At 64.4% G+C, this 17924-nt stretch carries 20 protein-coding genes; 12 read left to right on the top strand and 8 right to left on the bottom strand.

Going from position 1 to position 17924, the window contains the following annotated elements:
* Positions 1–229 precede the first annotated feature (229 nt).
* Positions 230–1036 carry a formate/nitrite transporter family protein gene (locus tag AC59JP_RS02340; protein WP_497324015.1) on the top strand — a complete coding sequence of 269 codons (807 nt, stop codon included), beginning with the start codon at positions 230–232 and terminating at the stop codon, positions 1034–1036.
* Between the two features lies 1 nt (position 1037).
* Here the strand turns inward: AC59JP_RS02340 and AC59JP_RS02335 are convergent, their stop codons facing one another.
* Positions 1038–1784, bottom strand: coding sequence for an ANTAR domain-containing protein (locus AC59JP_RS02335; protein ID WP_497324014.1), 747 nt, complete (start codon positions 1782–1784; stop codon positions 1038–1040).
* Positions 1785–1797: 13 nt separating this feature from the next.
* Entirely contained in the window at positions 1798–2013 is a 216-nt protein-coding gene (locus tag AC59JP_RS02330; protein WP_497324013.1) for a hypothetical protein, read from the bottom strand.
* 251 nt (positions 2014–2264) lie between these two features.
* Between AC59JP_RS02330 and AC59JP_RS02325 the strand changes: the two genes are divergently transcribed.
* The 3 genes from AC59JP_RS02325 (at position 2265) to AC59JP_RS02315 (ending at position 4654) form a co-directional block, all read left to right on the top strand.
* Positions 2265–2387, top strand: coding sequence for a hypothetical protein (locus AC59JP_RS02325; protein WP_497324012.1), 123 nt, complete (start codon positions 2265–2267; stop codon positions 2385–2387).
* Between the two features lie 66 nt (positions 2388–2453).
* Positions 2454–3650, top strand: coding sequence for a CaiB/BaiF CoA transferase family protein (locus AC59JP_RS02320; protein WP_497324011.1), 1197 nt, complete (start codon positions 2454–2456; stop codon positions 3648–3650).
* A complete protein-coding gene (locus AC59JP_RS02315) occupies positions 3647–4654 on the top strand; it encodes a 2-hydroxyacid dehydrogenase (protein WP_497324010.1) in 1008 nt (335 codons plus the stop codon). Before AC59JP_RS02320 ends, AC59JP_RS02315 begins: the two co-directional genes overlap by 4 nt.
* On the opposite strand, the gene AC59JP_RS02310 is transcribed toward AC59JP_RS02315, so the two are convergent.
* Together AC59JP_RS02310 and AC59JP_RS02305 are read right to left on the bottom strand one after the other, a co-directional pair.
* Positions 4633–5706 carry a quercetin 2,3-dioxygenase gene (locus tag AC59JP_RS02310; protein ID WP_497324009.1) on the bottom strand — a complete coding sequence of 358 codons (1074 nt, stop codon included), beginning with the start codon at positions 5704–5706 and terminating at the stop codon, positions 4633–4635. The two genes, AC59JP_RS02315 and AC59JP_RS02310, sit on opposite strands and share 22 nt — an antisense overlap.
* Positions 5703–6620, bottom strand: a complete 918-nt coding sequence (locus tag AC59JP_RS02305) for an alpha/beta hydrolase fold domain-containing protein (protein WP_497324008.1) — start codon at positions 6618–6620, stop codon at positions 5703–5705. The genes AC59JP_RS02310 and AC59JP_RS02305 overlap by 4 nt, the downstream gene beginning before the upstream one ends.
* 81 nt (positions 6621–6701) lie before the next feature.
* Between AC59JP_RS02305 and AC59JP_RS02300 the strand changes: the two genes are divergently transcribed.
* Positions 6702–7568, top strand: a complete 867-nt coding sequence (locus AC59JP_RS02300; RefSeq protein ID WP_497324007.1) for a LysR family transcriptional regulator — start codon at positions 6702–6704, stop codon at positions 7566–7568.
* Positions 7569–7706: 138 nt separating this feature from the next.
* On the top strand, positions 7707–7889 hold the full coding sequence (locus AC59JP_RS02295) for a hypothetical protein (protein WP_497324006.1): 183 nt from the start codon (positions 7707–7709) through the stop codon (positions 7887–7889).
* A 5-nt stretch (positions 7890–7894) separates the two neighbouring features.
* Here the strand turns inward: AC59JP_RS02295 and AC59JP_RS02290 are convergent, their stop codons facing one another.
* The 3 genes from AC59JP_RS02290 to AC59JP_RS02280 all read right to left on the bottom strand — a co-directional run bounded on the left by AC59JP_RS02290 (position 7895) and on the right by AC59JP_RS02280 (position 11189).
* Complete coding sequence (locus AC59JP_RS02290) at positions 7895–8332, bottom strand: YdeI/OmpD-associated family protein (protein ID WP_497324005.1); 438 nt, start codon at positions 8330–8332, stop codon at positions 7895–7897.
* Positions 8333–8955: 623 nt separating this feature from the next.
* Positions 8956–9519: an ArsR/SmtB family transcription factor gene (locus AC59JP_RS02285; protein WP_497324004.1), complete on the bottom strand. Its 564-nt coding sequence runs from the start codon at positions 9517–9519 to the stop codon at positions 8956–8958.
* A gap of 224 nt (positions 9520–9743) precedes the next feature.
* The gene (locus tag AC59JP_RS02280) at positions 9744–11189 is read right to left on the bottom strand and encodes a cytochrome P450 (protein ID WP_497324003.1); all 1446 of its coding nucleotides are present in this window, start codon (positions 11187–11189) and stop codon (positions 9744–9746) included.
* A 188-nt stretch (positions 11190–11377) separates the two neighbouring features.
* Here AC59JP_RS02280 and AC59JP_RS02275 point away from each other — a divergent pair, with 188 nt between their 5' ends.
* On the top strand, positions 11378–11818 hold the full coding sequence (locus AC59JP_RS02275; RefSeq protein WP_497324002.1) for a hypothetical protein: 441 nt from the start codon (positions 11378–11380) through the stop codon (positions 11816–11818).
* A 555-nt stretch (positions 11819–12373) separates the two neighbouring features.
* Here the strand turns inward: AC59JP_RS02275 and AC59JP_RS02270 are convergent.
* The gene (locus AC59JP_RS02270) at positions 12374–13261 is read right to left on the bottom strand and encodes an aldo/keto reductase (RefSeq protein WP_497324001.1); all 888 of its coding nucleotides are present in this window, start codon (positions 13259–13261) and stop codon (positions 12374–12376) included.
* A 146-nt stretch (positions 13262–13407) separates the two neighbouring features.
* On the opposite strand from AC59JP_RS02270, the gene AC59JP_RS02265 reads away from it, so the two are divergent.
* The 5 genes from AC59JP_RS02265 to AC59JP_RS02245 all read left to right on the top strand — a co-directional run bounded on the left by AC59JP_RS02265 (position 13408) and on the right by AC59JP_RS02245 (position 17833).
* Positions 13408–13995 (top strand): TetR/AcrR family transcriptional regulator, encoded by a 588-nt coding sequence (locus AC59JP_RS02265; RefSeq protein ID WP_497324000.1) that lies wholly within the window; start codon positions 13408–13410, stop codon positions 13993–13995.
* 67 nt (positions 13996–14062) lie between these two features.
* Positions 14063–14434 (top strand): DoxX family protein, encoded by a 372-nt coding sequence (locus AC59JP_RS02260; RefSeq protein WP_497323999.1) that lies wholly within the window; start codon positions 14063–14065, stop codon positions 14432–14434.
* 293 nt (positions 14435–14727) lie between these two features.
* Complete coding sequence (locus AC59JP_RS02255) at positions 14728–15486, top strand: IclR family transcriptional regulator (RefSeq protein ID WP_497323998.1); 759 nt, start codon at positions 14728–14730, stop codon at positions 15484–15486.
* A 165-nt stretch (positions 15487–15651) separates the two neighbouring features.
* Entirely contained in the window at positions 15652–16581 is a 930-nt protein-coding gene (locus AC59JP_RS02250; protein ID WP_497323997.1) for a PDR/VanB family oxidoreductase, read from the top strand.
* 40 nt (positions 16582–16621) lie between these two features.
* A complete protein-coding gene (locus tag AC59JP_RS02245) occupies positions 16622–17833 on the top strand; it encodes a cytochrome P450 (protein WP_497323996.1) in 1212 nt (403 codons plus the stop codon).
* The last annotated feature ends 91 nt before the right edge of the window (positions 17834–17924 follow it).

Raw genomic sequence — 17924 nt, 5'->3', positions numbered from 1 at the left:
CGGCGAAATCAGCTCCGACCCGATCGCAACTGCGAGATCGGACCCACCACAACAGGTGTTGCGGAAATGGTGCACAAAGAAGAGTAAAACAATCGGATCGCCGGATTGGTCGGACGGCACTGGAGTTAGCACGGAAACCGCGGTTCCAAACTTGTGATGTCTACCCATCTCAGCGACTCCACATGTATAAAGTCTGCTTGGCGACCATCCGGCACGGGTATACGGGGAGATGAACGAAGAGAGCCCCGACGGGGCAGAGGACGTCGTCGAGCCGGATGTGGCCGCCGAAGACACCGAGGAGACGTTCGATCGTCTCGTCGACGAAGGGCGACAACGTCTGGGACGGTCGTGGCTCGCCCTGCTCTCCACAGGACTGCTCGGCGGTCTCGACATCGGAGTCGGCGTCCTGGCGCTGCTGATCGTGGAGGAAGCGACGGGAAACATCATCCTGTCCTCGCTCGCATTCGGTATCGGCTTCATTTCACTGTCTTTGGCCAGAAGTGAGCTGTTCACCGAGGACTTCCTGATTCCCGTCGCGACCGTGGTGGCGAAGGAAGCCGCTCCCCTCTCGCTCGCGCGACTCTGGGTGAGCACGCTGTGCACGAACCTGATCGGCGGCTGGGTGGTGGTCGCGATCGTGGTCGCCGCGTTCCCGTCCCTGCGCGAGAGCGCCGTCCACACCGCAACCGGATACATCGAGCTCGGAACCAACTGGCACGCGTTCGCGCTGGCCGTCATCGGCGGCATGTTGATCACCCTCATGACCCACCTGCAGCACGCCACCGAATCCGACGGAGTTCGCCTGGTTCCGGCCGTCGCATTCGGATTCGTACTCAGCGCCGGTCACATCAATCACGCCATTGTTGCGTCTTTGATCAGTTTCGCGGCGTTGATCGCCGGCGCGCCATTCGGATACTCCGACTGGCTCGGAATGTTCGCACTGGCCGCGGTCGGGAACATGGTGGGCGGCCTGGGTCTGGTGACCGCGCTACGCCTCATCCAGGTACCCCACAAAGTGGCCCGCGAACGCGCCTGAGCTACTCCGTCACGCCGGATGCGGTGGCGACGAAGTCCGCGGCGACGTCGCGGAGCTTGCGGTTCGTCCGTTGCGACTGGTCGGCCAGGACACCGAACGCCGCGTCGGCGTCGATTCCGCGCAACGCCATGAGAATGCCTTTGGCCTGCTCGATGGGCGCCCGGTGCTCCATCGCGCCGCGCAGACCGTCCGCGACGTCCAGGACGGACTTGTGCCGGGCGAAGTCCGAGAGCGCGCGACCGACGGCCGACGTCACCACGGTCAACAACTCGGCGTCGACGTCGCCGAACGCGTGCGCTTCCGTGCCGTACAGGTTGACGGCGCCGAAGCGTGCCGTTCCAGCATCCACGGGCGCCGCAAGAAACGAATGGACACCCTCGGCCCGCGCGGCGGGCCCGAAGTCGGGCCACCGCGTGTCGGACTCGTTGCAGTCGACGACGACGGTTTCGCCCGTCCGCGCTGCGTGCAGGCAGGGACCCTGGTTCGCCCGGTATTGCTGCGCGTCGATCTCGAGCGTCCTGCCGTCCGTGTAGACGGCCGTGTACGTCCGCTTGTCGAAGTCCACCGTCACGCTGCAGTACCGCGCACCGGCAATGAAGGTCTGGACCGAATCCGCCGTACGTTGGAGCAGCTCGAGAAGCTCGTCCTCGTCGTCGATCCTGTGCCCGAGCGAGAGAACGATGCGACCGAACTCGGCCGCAGCCATCACACGTGGCGCGAGAGCCGCGTCCCCATGTCCTTCGTTCATGAGTGCTATTCGATCACACCGAGCCGGACGAGGACTCTCGTCGGCCGGCACTGCCCCGTTTCGATCGGACCGCTGTCCACGACATACCGTCACCGTGTCGTTCGAGACCGGGCCGGCCGGGAAAGTCGTACCAGCCCGGACGCAGCGGGGCCGGGCGCACCGGGCCGGCTGCAGCAGCGAGGATCAGCACACTCATCTTCTCGAACACGGATCCGAATCGTGCAGTCACGGCAGCCACCCCTTTCGTGAAACAGTCTTACGACGCCATAGTGACCGACACACCTCTCGAAACCGCAATCAACAGATCACGGGCCGATAACGGTGTGGACACTGCCGAATCACCGTTATCGGCCGCCCGGAAACGTCGGTGTGACCGACGCCATGGCCCTCGGGTGCGAGTGACGTCGGCCCGCAACGGAACGATATTGGCCCACAGCAGGTTTCAATGGAGTAGTCACAATCGAGGGCTAGGAGGAAAAGATGTTCGCACTTCTCGTCGCAACCGCGGTCGGCGTTGCTGTTCTGTCGTGGCCCGCACTGTCCACGGGCAACGGATTGGACTTCAACGGTCGCCAGGTCACGCACGCCTACCGGGGCCACTGAGCCCGTCGGCCGCCTGAGTGTGCCCATAATGTGAGCCGTCACACTCCATCGTGGGATCGAGAGCTCATGGCCGAGAACGCTCTGCCGCTGCACGGAGTCCGAGTTCTCGAACTCGGCAATTACATCGCTGCACCGACGGCAGCGCGCATGCTCGCCGACTTCGGTGCCGAGGTGATCAAGATCGAACGCCCCGGCACCGGAGACGAGCTGCGTAATTGGCGTCTGTACTCGGGCACGACGTCGATGCTCTTTCGGACGATCAACCGCAACAAGAAGTCCGTCGTGCTCGATCTGCGCACCGAGCAGGGTCGTCAGGATGTCGTGGATCTGGCCGCGACGTGCGACATCGTGCTCGAGAACTTCCGCCCCGGCACCTTGGAGAAATGGGGCATCTCTCCCGAGGTGCTCAGCGCGGCCAAGCCCGATCTGATCATCGCCCGAATTTCCGCCTTCGGCCAGACCGGGCCGATGTCGCAGCGGCCCGGGTTCGCCGCTGTCGCGGAGGCATACGGCGGGTTTCGTAACCTGGTCGGTGACCCCGACCGCCCGCCGGTTCGCGTCGGAGTGTCGATCGGCGATTCCATCGCGGGCCTCTATGCCGCATTCGGGTGCGTGATGGCTCTGTTCCAACGGCAAGCGACAGCATCAGCACTCTCGTTGTCCCAGCGCACCATCGACGTCGCCCTAAACGAATCGATTCTCTCGATGATGGAGTCGCTGATCCCGGACTATCTCGCCTACGGCGTCGAACGCGAACGCGTCGGAGGTCGGATGGAAGGTATCGCCCCCTCCAACGCGTACGTGTGCAGCGACGGCCTCTCGATCATCATCGCCGGCAACGGGGACGCGATCTTCCGCCGGTACATGGAGACCATCGAGCGACCCGATTTGGCGGCCGACCCCGAGCTGACGACCAACGCCGGCCGATGGGCACGTCGTGACGAGCTCGACGCCGCCATCAACGCCTGGACCGGATTGCGTTCGCGCGACGAGGCTTTGAGGATTCTCGACGAGGCGGGCGTGCCGTCCGGGCCGATCTACACCGCCGCCGACATCGTGGCCGACGAACAGTACGCGGCGCGCGAGATGATTCAGCATTTTCGCGTCGACACGGGGGCTGAGGAACTCACCGACGTCGGTTTCGTCGGCGTGGTTCCTGTGATCGGCGAGAAGTCGATCCCGATTCGCTCGGTCGGACCCGACCTGGGTGAGCACACGAGAGAAGTGCTCGCGGGCCTGCTGGGCAGGACCGACGAGGAATGACGAGGATTCTGGTCACCACGCCCATTCCCGACCCCGGCCCGTCGATCCTCGAGGCCGCCGCCGCGGTGGACGTGATGCCACTGGCGCCCACAGAACTCGCCGACGCCTGCGCGTCCGGTCGCTGGTCGGTGGTCGTATCGCAGCTCGGGGACAGATTCGACCGAGCCCTTCTGTCCGAGGCAAAAATCGTCGGAATCTCCAACTACGCAGTGGGATACGACAACATCGACGTCGCGACCGCCACCGAGTTCGGCATCACCGTGGCCAACACTCCCGGCGTGCTCACCGACTCGACCGCCGACATCGCACTGCTGTTGATGCTGGCGACGGCGCGGCGGGCCGTCGAAGCCGACGCCTTCGTGCGCGCCGGGTCGTTCGACGGGTGGAAACCGGAGCTGATGCTGGGCACCGACGTGTCGGGCCGCGTCCTCGGACTCGCCGGGTTCGGGCGGATCGCACGCGCGACGGCGCGCCGCGCCCTGGCCTTCGGCATGACGGTGAACTTCTGTCCGCGTCCGCCCGGTGACCGACCCGTCACCGAAGCCGAACTCGGCGAATTCGCGGGGCGCGTCAACCACGTGTCGTGGGGCGACATCGTGACCGACAGCGACTTCGTCTCGCTCCATGTTCCGCTCGCCGAGTCCACACACCATCTCGTCGATGCCGCCGCCCTGTCGGCCATGAAACCGTCGGCCATTCTGATCAACACCGCCCGCGGGCCGGTCGTCGACGAGAACGCACTGGTCGCCGCTCTACGCGGCGGCACCATCGCCGCGGCCGGGTTGGACGTGTACGAGAACGAACCGCGACTCGCACCGGGGCTGGCCGACCTGCCCAACACCGTTCTGCTTCCTCATGTCGGGAGCGCCACTGTCTCCGTTCGATCGGAGATGGCGAGGCTGTGCGCCACGAACGCCGCAGCCATGGCCACCGGATCGAGACCGCCGCACAGCGTGAATCCCGACGCGTGGAGCGACGCCGGTCAGAACAGATCCAACGCCTGACTGCGCGTCGGCGGCGGGCCCACGAACTGCACGTCCAGATCGGCGAGCTGACCGAGCTTGCTCATCATGACACTCGGGTCGATCAGGCCTTCCGTGTAGACGGCGTTGTCGGTGGCGACTCCGGTGATGTCGAAGAATGGCTCGAACACGTCCGATGTCAGCATGCCCAGCATGCGGGTGTTGTGGGCGTCGAACGCGAAGCTGTGCACGGTTCCGGCGGGCGCGTGAACGAAGTCGCCTTCGGTGAGCAGCCGCTCGGTTCCGTTGACGTGCAACCACACTCGCCCCGACAGGCAGAAGAAGTTCTCGGTGTGGAGCCGGTGGAAGTGCTGAGGAACATAGGGCGCTTTCGCGCCGGCGGTCAGAACCGCGAAGTACCGGCCGCCGGTGTTGCGGCCGCGGGCACCGAAGGAATTCATCGTGTCCGGCCACTCTCGATTGTCGCCGGTATGTGCTCGCAGGAAATACCCCTCGACCCCGGCAGGAAGAACGTCGTCCCATGCGTCCGACGCCGCGACCGCCGGAAGATCGTGCAGCGAAGCAGATTTCGGGACGAGAAGCTCGCCCGGCTTCGAGGTGACCCCGGCACGGCCGTCGGCGGAGTAGACACGGCTTTCCACGGCCCCGCCGGAGGTGTGCAGGGCGTCGAGTGCACCGCCCGGCGCGGACCACATCATCAATTTCGTCTGGTGACCCAGCATTCGGTAGGCGACCGGCGTTCCCGGCGGAACGTGCACGGAGTCGCCGACACCGAGAATCCTGCTCTCACCCGGCAGCCAGAACTGCGCGAGGCCGGCGAAGACGTAGTACGAGCGCTGGTGGTCGGCGAGACTGTGGAAGTCGGACCCAGCGCCGCGCGGCCCGAGAACGAACGCCGCGTCGAACAGTCCGCCAGTGTCGGACGCTCGGGCGATCACGGTCCACAGCTGGTTGTCGATTTCGTATCGCTGTCCCTCACCGCTCGCGAGGGCGTAGGGAACCTGTTCGCCCGGAAGCGAATCGATCACCGGGGCGAGCCCGTGGACGGTCTCGAGGTCGGGTGAAGTACTCATCGTTCTCCTAGGTGTCGGGTGAAGAAGTCGCCGATGACGTCGAATCCGAAGGCGGCGCTCACGTCCTGACGGGTCGCGCCGTAGCCGGTGAGGCGTCGAGCAGGGACGGGGCCTTCGGCGGCGAGTCGGCCGCTGTCGAACACGGGAGCGTCGGGTCGCCCGGGCGGGTTCAGGAAGCCGTGCTGATACCCGTCGACCAAGTACAGCTCGGCGTCGACACCCGCCTTCGTCAGCGCATCGAACAGGCGGACGCTGTGTTCGGGACCGACCAGAACGTCCGCTGTGCCGTGAGAAATCTGGAACGGCGGGGCGTCCGCGGTCACCTGGTGGGCCGGACTGGCGGCGAGCGCCAGCTCGGGACGGTCGGCGGGATCGCCGCCGATGAGCCGACCTTCGGGTGTCGAGGACGGCGTATCCATGCCGGGCAACGACACCTCGGCCGGGATCTCTCCGTCGACAAGGGTTGTCGGACCGTAGGATTCGGCCACCGCGCACACCGACGCGTCGCCCTCGGTGACCTCCTCCCCCGGCAGTTCCTGCAGTGACGAGGTCAGTCCTGCCAGCGCAGCGAGATGACCGCCGGCCGACGATCCCCAGATCGCGATGCGAGCGGAATCGAGCCCGAGCCGATCGGCATCGGCGCGCAGGAATCGCACGGCGGATCGAACGTCGTGAAGTTGCGCCGGGAACAGCGCGTCGGCACTGAACCGGTAGGAGACGCTCGCCATCGCGATACCGCGTGCGCAGAAATACCGATGGAAATCCGGACCCAGTGTCCGGTCACCCGACATCCACCCGCCTCCGTGCACGAAGACGACGACGGGCCACGGGCCGTCACCGTCGGGCGTGATCAGGTCCAGAGCCAAGGGACCGCTTTCGCGTTCGACGTAGACGAGGCCTTCGTTGATGGTCACTCATGCAGTCTCCGGCCCCGGACGCGTCAGAACCAGGACCGTTTCCGCAACCATCATGAGTCCGAGCCTTATGATCTGGCGGTGGACATCACCGCGACCCATTTGCGGTACTTCCTCGCGGTAGTCGGCGAGCTTCACTTCGGCCGCGCGGCCGAGCTGCTCCACATCTCCGCACCCTCGCTCAGCCAGCAGGTCGGCAGCCTGGAAAGAAAGCTCGGGAAGCCGCTGTTCGTGCGCACGTCCCGGCGGGTCGAACTGACCGCAGACGGGGTGGCGCTGATCCCTCTCGCCCGAAAAACGGTCGACGCACTCGACGCGGTGATCGAGTGGGCCACAACCGAAGACACCGCATCCGCCGTGCGGATCGGCATCATGGCGCCCAACCCGCACACCGACACCGCACTGGCGATCGCCGTCCATCGATACCCACGGGTGTCGTGGGAAGTCCACAGCATCGGGTTCGCCGACGCCGTCGACTCGCTGCGGAGCGACCGAATCGACGTGGCGTTGATGGTGTCGACCGACCGGCCCGTGGTCGACGGAATCACCGCGGTCGGCCTGTGGACCGAGCAGAGTGTTCTGCTCGTCCACGACGGGCACCGCCTCGCCGGACAACGTGGCGTTCGGATGTCGGACATCGCCGACGAGTCGTTCATCGGATTGCGGAACAGCCACGACAGCCCGAGTTGGTTTCCCTCGTCCATCACGGCGCGAGTTCTGCCCCTCGCCAACACTTTCGACGAAGTGCTGCAGCTGTGCGCGGCGGGGGTCGGCGTCAACATCGCCGGTTCGGGAGCCGCCGGTGCCTACGCTCGGCCGGGCGTCAGCTACGTCCCGATCGTCGACGCCGCCGAGGTGACCACCTATCTGTGCCGTCGGTCCTCGAGCACAGGGCGGTTCGTCACCGAGTTCGAGGCGATCGCACGAGAGATAGGGAGCGGCCAGTAGAACTCCCGGGGCTGCCCTCCCCTACATCCGTTCGGCCGTCGGCAACGAATCAAACATCGACACGTTTCGCAGGTGAATTCGAGGGAACTCCCCAATTCGGTAGCGAACGCGCCGCACACACGAGTAGAAAGCACACCTATGACGCAGGCATTGCCCCCGCGAGGCAAGAGCGCCCGAAAAGGACGTAAACCTGCGAAGGACAACGTCGAGACTCCGGTAGCCACACCGTCTCTGCCGCCCATGTTGCCGCGCTCTCGCTTCGTCCGCCAGGAGCAGCGGCCGGCCGGCTTCGGCGGCTACGTCACGCAACCGATGCAGTAACCACCTCAGGAACGCAGCGCGGCCAGGGTCTTCTCCAGCCTGGCCGCTCGCGTCTCCGGCTTCTTGGCTCCAGTCAATCCGAGCGCGGCCTGATTCTGCTTGGTGAACGACCACGTGGCCCAGGTCGACGCAGCGTCGGGATCGGCCGCGAGTGCTTCCGCCAGTTCGGGCGGCACCTCGACCGTCCGCTTGGCCTCGTCGAGGGCGAGCTCCACGTCGTACACCGTGCCCGGCTCGGTGCCCGCTTCTGTGCGACGGTCCTGGCTCATCCCGAGCAGATACTCGTCGCCCATGCGGGCAATGGACGAGCGATACGTGAATCCGTTGACGGTCACGACCACCTTCGGACGCTTCCCTCCTCCCAGCGCGTCGACCGTCTCGTCCGGGATCCGGAAGCCGGCGGTGTTACCACCGGTGGACATGAGCTCCAGACGTACCTTCATCCGTTTCCTCCTGCTCGGCGTAAGCGACCGATAGGTAGCGTCGCAGATTCGGCCGGACCATTTTCACTTTCGCCGCTTCGAAATTCGAGTGCAGCGGTCTGCCGTCGACCTATGACCGATTCGGGCGGTGACCAGAAGGACCCGCGGGTGCGCCCTCCCACCCGACGTGCTGCCGACGAACGAAGGTCAGGTCCTCGAACCCGAGAGCACTTTCTGGAGCCCGGAGCCCCGGGTCGACGACTGACGGGACGCGGCGCTGCGTCCCCTCGGCTCGGCGGATCGATGAGGAGTGTTGCCGTAAGTTCCCCGCTTGGCAGACCGTTCAGTACTTGGCAGACGCTGCGGCGTCTGCCGGACGCTGAAAGGTCTGCCGAATCTCGGGATCGCGCACGCACTAGCGCGTTCTGATACTGGCCCATTGCCTCTGGGACTCGGACGCCTCGGCCAAGGCCTTGGACAACTGTGTCCAGGCGCGCTGTAGGCGATCTTGATCGCGGCGTAGACGTCGCTCAGTCGTTGCTTTTCGGCGGAGGTCTCCCGCGTCGAGCGCTGCCGCTACGCGAGCGTGCGTCAGGTCGAGGTGGGTCGTGTGATGCACCGGGTACATTGCGCCTCCTCGGTGTTCAGGGAGTAGTGGGGAAGCCGTGGAGAACCACCATGACGTTCTGGGCGCCGTCGCGATCCTTGGAGCCGGCGGTCTTCCACTTTTCGAGAACGCTTCGAAGTTCCTCGCCCAGCTCCTGGGTTTCGGACGCGGTGAGGTGAACGATGTGGTCACTGCTGAACGCTGCGTGAACCCAGTCCTGACCCCACGCCTCAGCGGAGTCGTCGAAGGCGGCCAGCCGCTCCCAGTGGTGAGCAAGCATCGCGCGCTTGGCGGCGTTGGCGGTGGCCCGCATTTCAGGATCGTTCGCGAAATCGACAGGGCTCCAACCGAACCCACCTTCGACCGCACGCCACCACCGTTGCCGTTTGTCGTTGCCGAGTTCGGGCGCCTCTTCGGTGAATCCATGAGTGGCGAGTTGGCGAAGGTGGTAGCTGACCGAGGCCGGAGATTCGTCGACCAGCTCACCGAGTTGCGTTGCAGTGAGCGGTCCTTCCGCAATCAACGCGTAGAAGAGCCGAATTCTGACCGGGTGCGAGAGCGCCTTCAGTTCGGAGGCTCGCGTCAGTTTGCGATCGGACATGACACCGACCATAGATCCGAAAGAAATATTTCGCAATATCTCTTTCGGAGTTTCCTCCCAGATGCTGGGGTGGTCCGCACTGAACTCGGACAGCGGACCTCACCCCCACCAGTTCACCGATGCGGGATCAGCAGATGCACCCGATCGACGACGCGGACCGCTGCCGCCGGACTTGCGCCATCGAATAGCCTCGAGAATGCCGCGCATGACGCCGACACTCACCTTCACGACATCGGAGCGTCCCCCACCGTCGTGCGCTCGGAGAGGGTGAGTGTCAAACCTGCCGGGCGGATCGTCATGAGCTCGTCCACCTTCAGCTCGCACCCCGGCACAGGCTTGAAATCGAACGCGCGCAACAGCATCGCCAGAGCCAGCACAGCCTCGTGCACGGCGAACTGCCGACCGATGCACCCCCGAACCCCGGTCCCGAACGGTTTGTACGCGTGCACGTGCCCTGCTCGCGCCTTCATCGCCGCCGGAGCGAAGCGATCCGGATCGAACAACTCCGCATCCTCGCCCCACACCGCTTTGTCCCGGTGCAGCGCGAGCAGCACCACCAAGATGGGATGGCCCTTCTTGACCGCATACTTCCCCGCCAAGGTCGTATCGCGGCGTGCCTTGCGGAAGAACGCCGGCCCCGACGGCCACAACCGCAACGTCTCGTCCACGATCCGGCGTACGTACCTCAGCTTCCCCACCTGCTCGAACGTCAACTCCACACTCGGGTCCGGCCACACGCGGTCGATCTCCGCGCGCGCCGTCGCCACCACATCAGGGTTCAGGGACAGATAGTGCAACGCGAACGACAACGTCCCCGCCGTCGTTTCGTGGCCGGCAATCAGAAACGTCAGCACCTGATTGCGGATGTTCTCATCGGGCAACATCTCACCCGACTCCGGATCCGGGGTGTCGAGCATTCGCTGCAACAGATCGTTGCTCGGAGCGCGGGTGCCGTTGCGACGCTGCATGATCACCCCGTCGACCACGCTGTGCAGCAGCGCCACGTCCTTCGGATACTGCCGGGTTGCCGCTCGCCCGAACAGTGCCCGCAAGAACGGAACCTCGTTCGACGACGTCGATGCATACGACAGTGCCCGCGTCATCGCCTGCACGAACGGATCCGCACCTCCGCCGATACCGCCGAAGTCGTACCCGAACCCCGCGCGGCCGATGATGTTCAACGTCAACGCGTTCATATCGGCGGGAACCGCCACCGGAGCCGCGGTCGACGCCCGCCAGTAGGTGATCAGCTCCGAGACAGCCGACACCATGATCTGGTGGTAGCTGCGCATCGACTCCTGACTGAACGCCGGTGCCAGCACATTGTGCGCCCGAGCCCAATTGGGTTCGGAGTTGAACGCGGTGAACAACCCGTCCCCCGCGATGGCGCGCAACGAGGTGAGCGGGGCGACCACCGCCTTGGCGAAACGTTCTTCGTCGAAGACTTCCGCCGCCACATCCGCGCCGCCCACCACGACCAGCCTGTCAGCGAGGATCTTGATCTCGAACACCGAACCCAGCGTCGACGCCCACCTCGCCTCACGCTGCACCGGCCGCTTCGCATCCAGACGCAACACGTCCCCGACCACCGGGAGTCGCCACGACGGCCGCGGAAGCTGCTCACCTGCAATCGCTTTCGCATCCCGTTTTGCTTCGACGTCGTCGACCATCGTTTTCAAGCCCTCCCCCGAGTCCCCACCACACGACGCCGACCAGTGTGCACCATCGACTCCGACACCCGGACCTCGTGCGGCGTGGCGTCTACGAACCCAGCAGCAGACCCCGGGTCGACCCGAACCTCGCCGCGACGGACCGCGTCGCCATGTAACGGCCACCGCCCCGAATCCGACTCCGGGATATGACGATCATGGGGTTTGTCCGCATCTCCGCGCTCACCATCGCCGCCGCGGCGGCCACGGCGCTCGGTGGCGCACCCGCTGCATCCGCGGACGCCGTGAGCTTGGACATCCTGCCCGGACTCGGCATCGGACCGACCACTCCGTACGGCGTCGGGTGCACCTACATCGCCGTCGCGCGCACCGAGCAACTCACCGAACCCCGCGTCGACATCGGACCCCTCGACACCAATTCCGTCATGCCGATCGAGCAATTCGCCTGGCAGTACGACGGGTACTTCAGCACCCCGGTGATCCTCGGCCAGAAAATTACCCTGTGGACACCTCTCACCCCGGGCGAGCACTCCCTCATGGCCTACCAAACCTCCGCCGGCGGGCCCATCGCCACGGTCACCGTCAACCCCGCCACCCCCGTCGGACCGCTCTGCCTCGTCGCACCGTAAACACGCGCGAGCGAACGGAAACATCAGATCCCACTGCAACTGCTCACCCGGCAGACGCGCCAACCGGTCCGCCGGATCCGCCGGTGCGCGGCGACTACCAGTGCAGCGACCGCACGGTCGACACTCTGGGCATGGGTCAGTACGCCGTAGTCGGTCTCATTCTCATCAGCCCGCCCATCTTCGCTACCCTGATCGCTCGCGCGTGGGCCGCGTGGGTGGCGCTTGCGGCCCTTGCCGGGTCCGCGATCTTCGGTATCACTCAGTGGTCCGACACATCGTTCTGGGGGGCTCACGCTCGCCGCGCCGATGGTAATCGTCGGAACCATGACAACCGTTCTGCACCAGCTGTTTCCGGGCAAACCGTCAAGGGCTTCCAGGTAGCCCTTGCGCGGTGGCGATGCTTACGACCTGGTCCAGGTTCAGCACTCCGCGAGCAGACACGTCGACGCGGCTTCCGTGCGGCGAAAAGCTTCCGCACGCACACAAGCCCCGCCGGCCGACGTATCCGTGCCAGGGGTGCTCCAAGCGTGCCCAGCTATCGGTGTCGAAAAGGACTCATCCGTCCGAGTTCAAGATGGACAACTCTTCTTCGGTGAGTTCGATGTCAGCGGCCGCGGCCGAATCCGTCACGGATGAAGGACGTTTCGCACCGGGAATCGGGATGACGCAGGGAGACTGGGCCAGTTCCCATGCAAGCGCGATCTGTTGAGCGCTTACACCACGCGAATCCGCCACAGCAGCGAACGCCGGATGCTTCCCGGAAAGTGCCTTCGCGTCGTTCAGACCACCGAGAGGACTCCACGGCAAAAACGCCAAGCCCAACTCTTCGCACACCTCGATCTCCGGAAGACTGCTGCGGTACGCCGGAGAGAACTGGTTCTGCACGCTCACCAAGGAGTCACCCAGTACAGCGTGCGCGGCACGGATCTGTTCGACGTTCGCATTGGAGAGGCCAATACGTTCTACTTTGCCGCTGTCCGCGATCTCCTTCAACGTGCCGATCACGTCGTTGTAGTCCACCTTGGGATCGGGACGGTGGTGCTGCCACAACGCGATTCGATCCACCCCGAGCCTACCCAGACTGAAGTCGACTGCGGAGTGCAGATGTTCGGGCGAGCTGTCGGTGTCCCACCCACCACCGCCGCCGGTGCGCACGTGGCCACCTTTCGTGGCCAGAAGAACGCGGTCCCGCACGCCGAGTTCGTCGAGGAGGCCGGCGATCAGCTTCTCGTTCTCACCCTGGGCGTCGGCGTCCAGTTCGCCCGGCCCGTATGCGTCGGCGGTATCGAAAAGCGTCACTCCTGCGTCCAACGCGGCGCGCACGGTGTCCAGCAATTGCTCACGAGGTTGCGCCCCGGACTGGTCGAACGTCATCAGGCCCAAACCGATGGCGCCGACCTCGACGCGGTGGGCGGGACTGTTGCCGATGTGTCGTGTCTTCATTTTCTCCATGTACCCGCCGGAGGCGTTCTGTGAACCACTTCCCCAGCAGGTTCGCAGCCACATGGTTCACCTCGACGGATGCGACGCCTGCGATCCATACGTCGCTATGTTGACGGCCATTCTGCGGATGCCTTACGGTAATGAACATGTTCACTGAACCTGTTCAGTCTGGTCGTCTTCGTAGGCGGGAGAACACTCGCGCGCGCATCATCGATACCGCGCAGCAGCAATTTGTCGACCACGGTTTCGAAGGGGCCACGATTCGCGGGATCGCTGCAGCCACTGGAGTGAGCCTGGGCAGTGTCATGTCGGTCGGGGACAAGGACACGCTGCTGCTGATTTCTTTCGATCGCTGGATCGGAGCCGTGCATGCTGAACGCGCGACGAGCTCGCTCGCGCTGAGCGATGATCCGATTCGCGATGTCGGCGATATCGTGCAGCCATTCCTTGATCTGTTCTCCACTCGCGCAGAGCTTTCACGCGAATACTGCGCGATTCTCGCCCGTGGGAAGCACGACACGGCAGTCTTCGGCGAACTGGCGGTGATGTTGAGAAACGAGTTCGAACAGGTTGCCGTCGGGGCGGGCATAGGCGAGGAGGCCCCCCGTGCTGCACGTGTCTTGTATTCCAGCTACCTCGGTCTGTTACTCGCCGCCTCCGCGGCGGGAGACGACCCGACGGTCGTCCGTGACGGCCTCGAAGACATCGCAGCCACGGTCCTACGCGCGAGGTGAGCGCCGGCACCAGCGTGTTCTGCGTCTGTCGTCTTGTCGGCAGATCGTCTACCTGGAGGGAACTTTAGTGATTGACACACCCCACATCTGGTGGCTCTCCATAGTTTTGGCTGCGATATTGCTTGGCGATGTCCTGCTGTCCATCCGGCCGCCCGTCTTCATCCAGCGGTGCCTCGATGGCGTCGCCTACCCGCGCGAGTGGTGGTGGACGCTGATCGTCGTCAAACTGCTCGCCGCGGCGGGACTGCTTGTAGGCCTGCACATCCCAGCAGTGGGGGTCACCGCCGCCGTGGGAGTCGTCGTGTACTTCACGTGCGCCTCATACGCACACATCCGCGCACACTTCCTCGGACAAGAGTTCTGGATCAATTGCCTCGGCATGCTCGCTCTATCGCTCGCGATTCTTGTTGTCTCATACACGAACCTGATCGCCGACTGAATTCGGCACGACCCGGAAAGGCACGGTCGTCAGTCACGCGTACGGACCACCGGACCGACCCTCTTGCGTACGAACTCACCCTTCCTGACTCAGAAAGCTGCGGCATCGAACCCGGGTGATTCACTCCGCAGAATGTCCGCTACGCCTTGGGTCGGACGACGGGTCGAGATCTCCACATGCCGGTGGCTGCGCAACACGTAGCCCACTTGTTCGATCGGTGTCGTGTATTCGGTTCCGACCGAGCCGCGTCACGAGGATCATCGGGGTTGCGGTCGGACGAAGCGGAGGTTGTGGTGTCTCGTGTGTCCACAGGTGAATCGGTAGTCTCTCGCATCGTTCGTGTGGTCGAAGCCTTCGGTCTCGACGACGAAACCTTGACCGTCACCGACATCGCCCGCCGATCCGGTCTACACGTCGCGACGGCGTCTCGGTTGATCGAAGAACTGGTCGGATCCGGTTGGTTGGAACGGGATGGCCGACGAGTCCGTATCGGAGTTCGCTTGTGGGAAGTGGTGTCGAGAGCGTCAGGAACGGTGGGGTTGCGTGACGCGGCCATGCCATTCATGGAAGACCTCCATTCCGTCATCGGTCACCACACTCAGCTAGGAGTGATGGAGGGCAGCGAAGTCCTGTTCGTGGAGCGGCTGACCGCGCCGGGCGCCGCCGTGAACATCAGCAGGATCGCCGGCCGATTGCCTCTGCACGCATCGTCCTCCGGATTGGTGCTGCTGGCGCACTCCTCGAGTGAGATACAGGAGCGTATGATAAGTGAACCCTTGAGCACGTTCACCGATCGCACCCTGAGTTCGAGCCGCGCGCTACGTGCCGCGCTCGCCGAGATTCGTCGACAGGGCTATGCCTATTGTCCCGGGCACATCCATCCTTCTACTACAGGAATTGCTGTGCCGATAATTACTTCGGGAAAGTCGGTAGCGGCGGCACTGTCGGTCGTGGTCCCCAACGACGATGCTGCGCGATCGCTGATTCCCACCGTGCAGGCGGCCGGCCGCGGTGTCTCGCGAGTGTTGCAAGCGCGACTGACGCGAAAGTGACCGAGCACACATATTCTCTCTCAATGAATGAGAACATTCTAGCGAACGCACCGGAACGACGGCGATCCTCGACGCATGAACGAACTCGAGGAGCTGCGGTCTGATGACGGGCCCCTATCCGCGGTTACGGCGCTGGGGCCCTCTGGGTCGGGTACAGAGTCCGCCTTGGGAGTCAGCGCGAAAGATGTTGTGTCCGAAGGTGTCGTATCGCTGACGCTCACTCATCCCCATGGGAAGCGTTTGCCCGACTGGGCGCCCGGAGCTCATATCGACCTGATGCTGCCCACGGGGATGACCCGGCAGTACTCGCTGTGCGGAGACCGATGGGACCCCTACAGCTACCGAGTCGGCATCCTCCGCGAGCCCGCCGGTCGCGGAGGATCGGCGTTCGTCCACGACATTCTCGATGTCGGAGACGTTGTCGGAGTGGGCGGCCCACGCAACCACTTCCCGCTGGTTCCCGCTTCCCGCTACCTGTTCGTCGCCGGAGGAATCGGCATCACGCCCTTGATCCCGATGGTGGCGCAAGCAGATCTGATGGGTATCGAATGGACACTGGTGTACGGCGGACGCACCCGATCGTCGATGGGATTCCTCGATCTTCTCTCGGCTTACGGCGATCGAGTCGTCATCGCTCCACAGGACGAGGTAGGCCTGCTGGATCTTCCGAGGTGGCTCGACGCCGCAGCACGCGACGAGACCAAGGTGTACGTCTGTGGTCCCGAGCCACTTCTGAACGCGGTCGAACAGCGTTGTGTCGGTTGGCCTCTCGGCAAGTTGAGGACTGAGCGTTTCGTTGCGCGGCAGCAGAGTGCACCAGCGCGAACCGCGCCGTTCGACGTCGAGCTCAGTCGCAGCGGCATCACCGTCTCGGTAGGTCCAGAAGGCACCGTTCTCGATGCTGTTCAACGAGCTGGAATCAACGTCCTCACCTCGTGCCGAGAAGGAACGTGCGGTACCTGTGAGACGACGGTGCTGAGCGGCACCCCGGATCACCGCGATTCGATACTGGACGACGTCGAGCGCGAGCGCGCCGACTGCATGTTCATCTGTGTGTCCCGGTCCTGCTCCGACCGCCTCGTTCTCGATCTCTGACTCCGGACTCCGGACTCCGTACTGAAAAGGACTGTGTGCCATGACAACCGTCGTGCCGACAACCGGCATACCGATCAGCCACGCCGACCCGTTCGGCCTAAACGTGCTGGAGAACCCACTTCCGTTCCAAGCTGATCTGCGCGACGCCGGGCCGGTGGTGTACCTCGATCGCTACGACGTATACGCCATGGGCCGCTACGAGCAGGTCCACGAAGCGCTCACCGACTGGCAGGGGTTTGCGTCCGCTGCAGGTGTCGGGCTGAGCAACTTTCGCTACGAAACACCCTGGCGACCACCGAGTGTGCTGCTCGAGGCGGACCCGCCGCACCACGACGCACCACGCGCTGTACTGAGCAAGATCCTCGGACCGCGAGCACTGACGAAGCTGCGGGCGTCCTGGTTGGCCGATGCCGAAGTTCTCGTCGACGAGGTGCTGAACTCGCGAACCGAGTTCGACGCCGTCACCGAACTCGCAGCGGCGTTTCCGCTTCGAGTCTTCCCCGACGCCGTCGGCATCGCGAAGTCAGGACGAGAGAACCTACTCCCCTACGGCGATCACGTGTTCAACGCCTTCGGTCCGGCAAATTCGTTGGTAGCCCACGGCGCACACCGAGTGGCAGAGCTGTCCGGCTGGGTCAACGCCCAATGCACCCGTGACGCGCTCTCCGACGACGGGTTCGGTGCGCACATCTGGGCGGCCGCAGACAGAGGCGACATCACCTACGAGCAGGCACCGTTGATGGTTCGGTCGCTGTTGTCTGCCGGCGTCGACACGACCGTCAACGGATTGGCTGCCTTGCTCTACGCCCTGGCGAACAACCCACTTCAATGGGAAAGACTGCGTACCAAACCTTCTGCGCTCGCCAAGACGGCGTTCGACGAAGCAGTGCGGTGGGAATCTCCGGTCCAGACGTTCTTCAGAACTGCCACGGGTGATATCGAAGTCGGCGGAGCGATCATTCCCGACGGGCGCAAGATCCTCATGTTCCTCGGCTCCGCCAACCGCGACCCCCGCCGCTGGACCGACCCAGACGACTTCGACCTCACCCGCAACCCGTCCGGTCACGTCGGCTACGGAATGGGAATTCATCAGTGCGCCGGCCAACACGTCGCACGGCTCGAAGCCGAAGCTCTTCTCACCGCCCTCGCCGGACGAATCGAGTCGATCGAACCCAGTGCACCCCCGAAACGGCATTTGAACAACACGCTGCGCTCCTGGGAATCGATACCTGTTCGCGTCAGCCTGACATGACCGCAGTCGACGTGTCGCGCTCGTCCAGGAACCCATGCAAAGCACAAGGCTTCCCGTGACGAGACCGCATGGGAATTCGACAAGAAAAAGA

This window comes from Rhodococcus sp. 320_ES (genome assembly GCF_059691855.1).
The sequence above is the reverse complement of the archived record's forward strand: the minus strand, read 5'-3'. Positions and strand labels throughout refer to the sequence as shown.

Excerpts from the sequence above, each read along its gene's own strand:
- AC59JP_RS02340 (WP_497324015.1), top strand. The coding sequence starts at position 230 with ATGAACGAAGAGAGCCCCGACGGGGCAGAGGACGTCGTCGAGCCGGAT.
- AC59JP_RS02285 (WP_497324004.1), bottom strand. The coding sequence starts at position 9,519 with ATGTCCGATCGCAAACTGACGCGAGCCTCCGAACTGAAGGCGCTCTCG.
- AC59JP_RS02290 (WP_497324005.1), bottom strand. The coding sequence starts at position 8,332 with ATGAAGGTACGTCTGGAGCTCATGTCCACCGGTGGTAACACCGCCGGC.
- AC59JP_RS02325 (WP_497324012.1), top strand. The coding sequence starts at position 2,265 with ATGTTCGCACTTCTCGTCGCAACCGCGGTCGGCGTTGCTGTTCTGTCG.
- AC59JP_RS02245 (WP_497323996.1), top strand. The coding sequence starts at position 16,622 with ATGACAACCGTCGTGCCGACAACCGGCATACCGATCAGCCACGCCGAC.
- AC59JP_RS02265 (WP_497324000.1), top strand. The coding sequence starts at position 13,408 with ATGTTCACTGAACCTGTTCAGTCTGGTCGTCTTCGTAGGCGGGAGAAC.
- AC59JP_RS02295 (WP_497324006.1), top strand. The coding sequence starts at position 7,707 with ATGACGCAGGCATTGCCCCCGCGAGGCAAGAGCGCCCGAAAAGGACGT.
- AC59JP_RS02335 (WP_497324014.1), bottom strand. The coding sequence starts at position 1,784 with ATGAACGAAGGACATGGGGACGCGGCTCTCGCGCCACGTGTGATGGCT.
- AC59JP_RS02270 (WP_497324001.1), bottom strand. The coding sequence starts at position 13,261 with ATGAAGACACGACACATCGGCAACAGTCCCGCCCACCGCGTCGAGGTC.
- AC59JP_RS02320 (WP_497324011.1), top strand. The coding sequence starts at position 2,454 with ATGGCCGAGAACGCTCTGCCGCTGCACGGAGTCCGAGTTCTCGAACTC.
- AC59JP_RS02275 (WP_497324002.1), top strand. The coding sequence starts at position 11,378 with ATGACGATCATGGGGTTTGTCCGCATCTCCGCGCTCACCATCGCCGCC.
- AC59JP_RS02315 (WP_497324010.1), top strand. The coding sequence starts at position 3,647 with ATGACGAGGATTCTGGTCACCACGCCCATTCCCGACCCCGGCCCGTCG.
- AC59JP_RS02310 (WP_497324009.1), bottom strand. The coding sequence starts at position 5,706 with ATGAGTACTTCACCCGACCTCGAGACCGTCCACGGGCTCGCCCCGGTG.
- AC59JP_RS02280 (WP_497324003.1), bottom strand. The coding sequence starts at position 11,189 with ATGGTCGACGACGTCGAAGCAAAACGGGATGCGAAAGCGATTGCAGGT.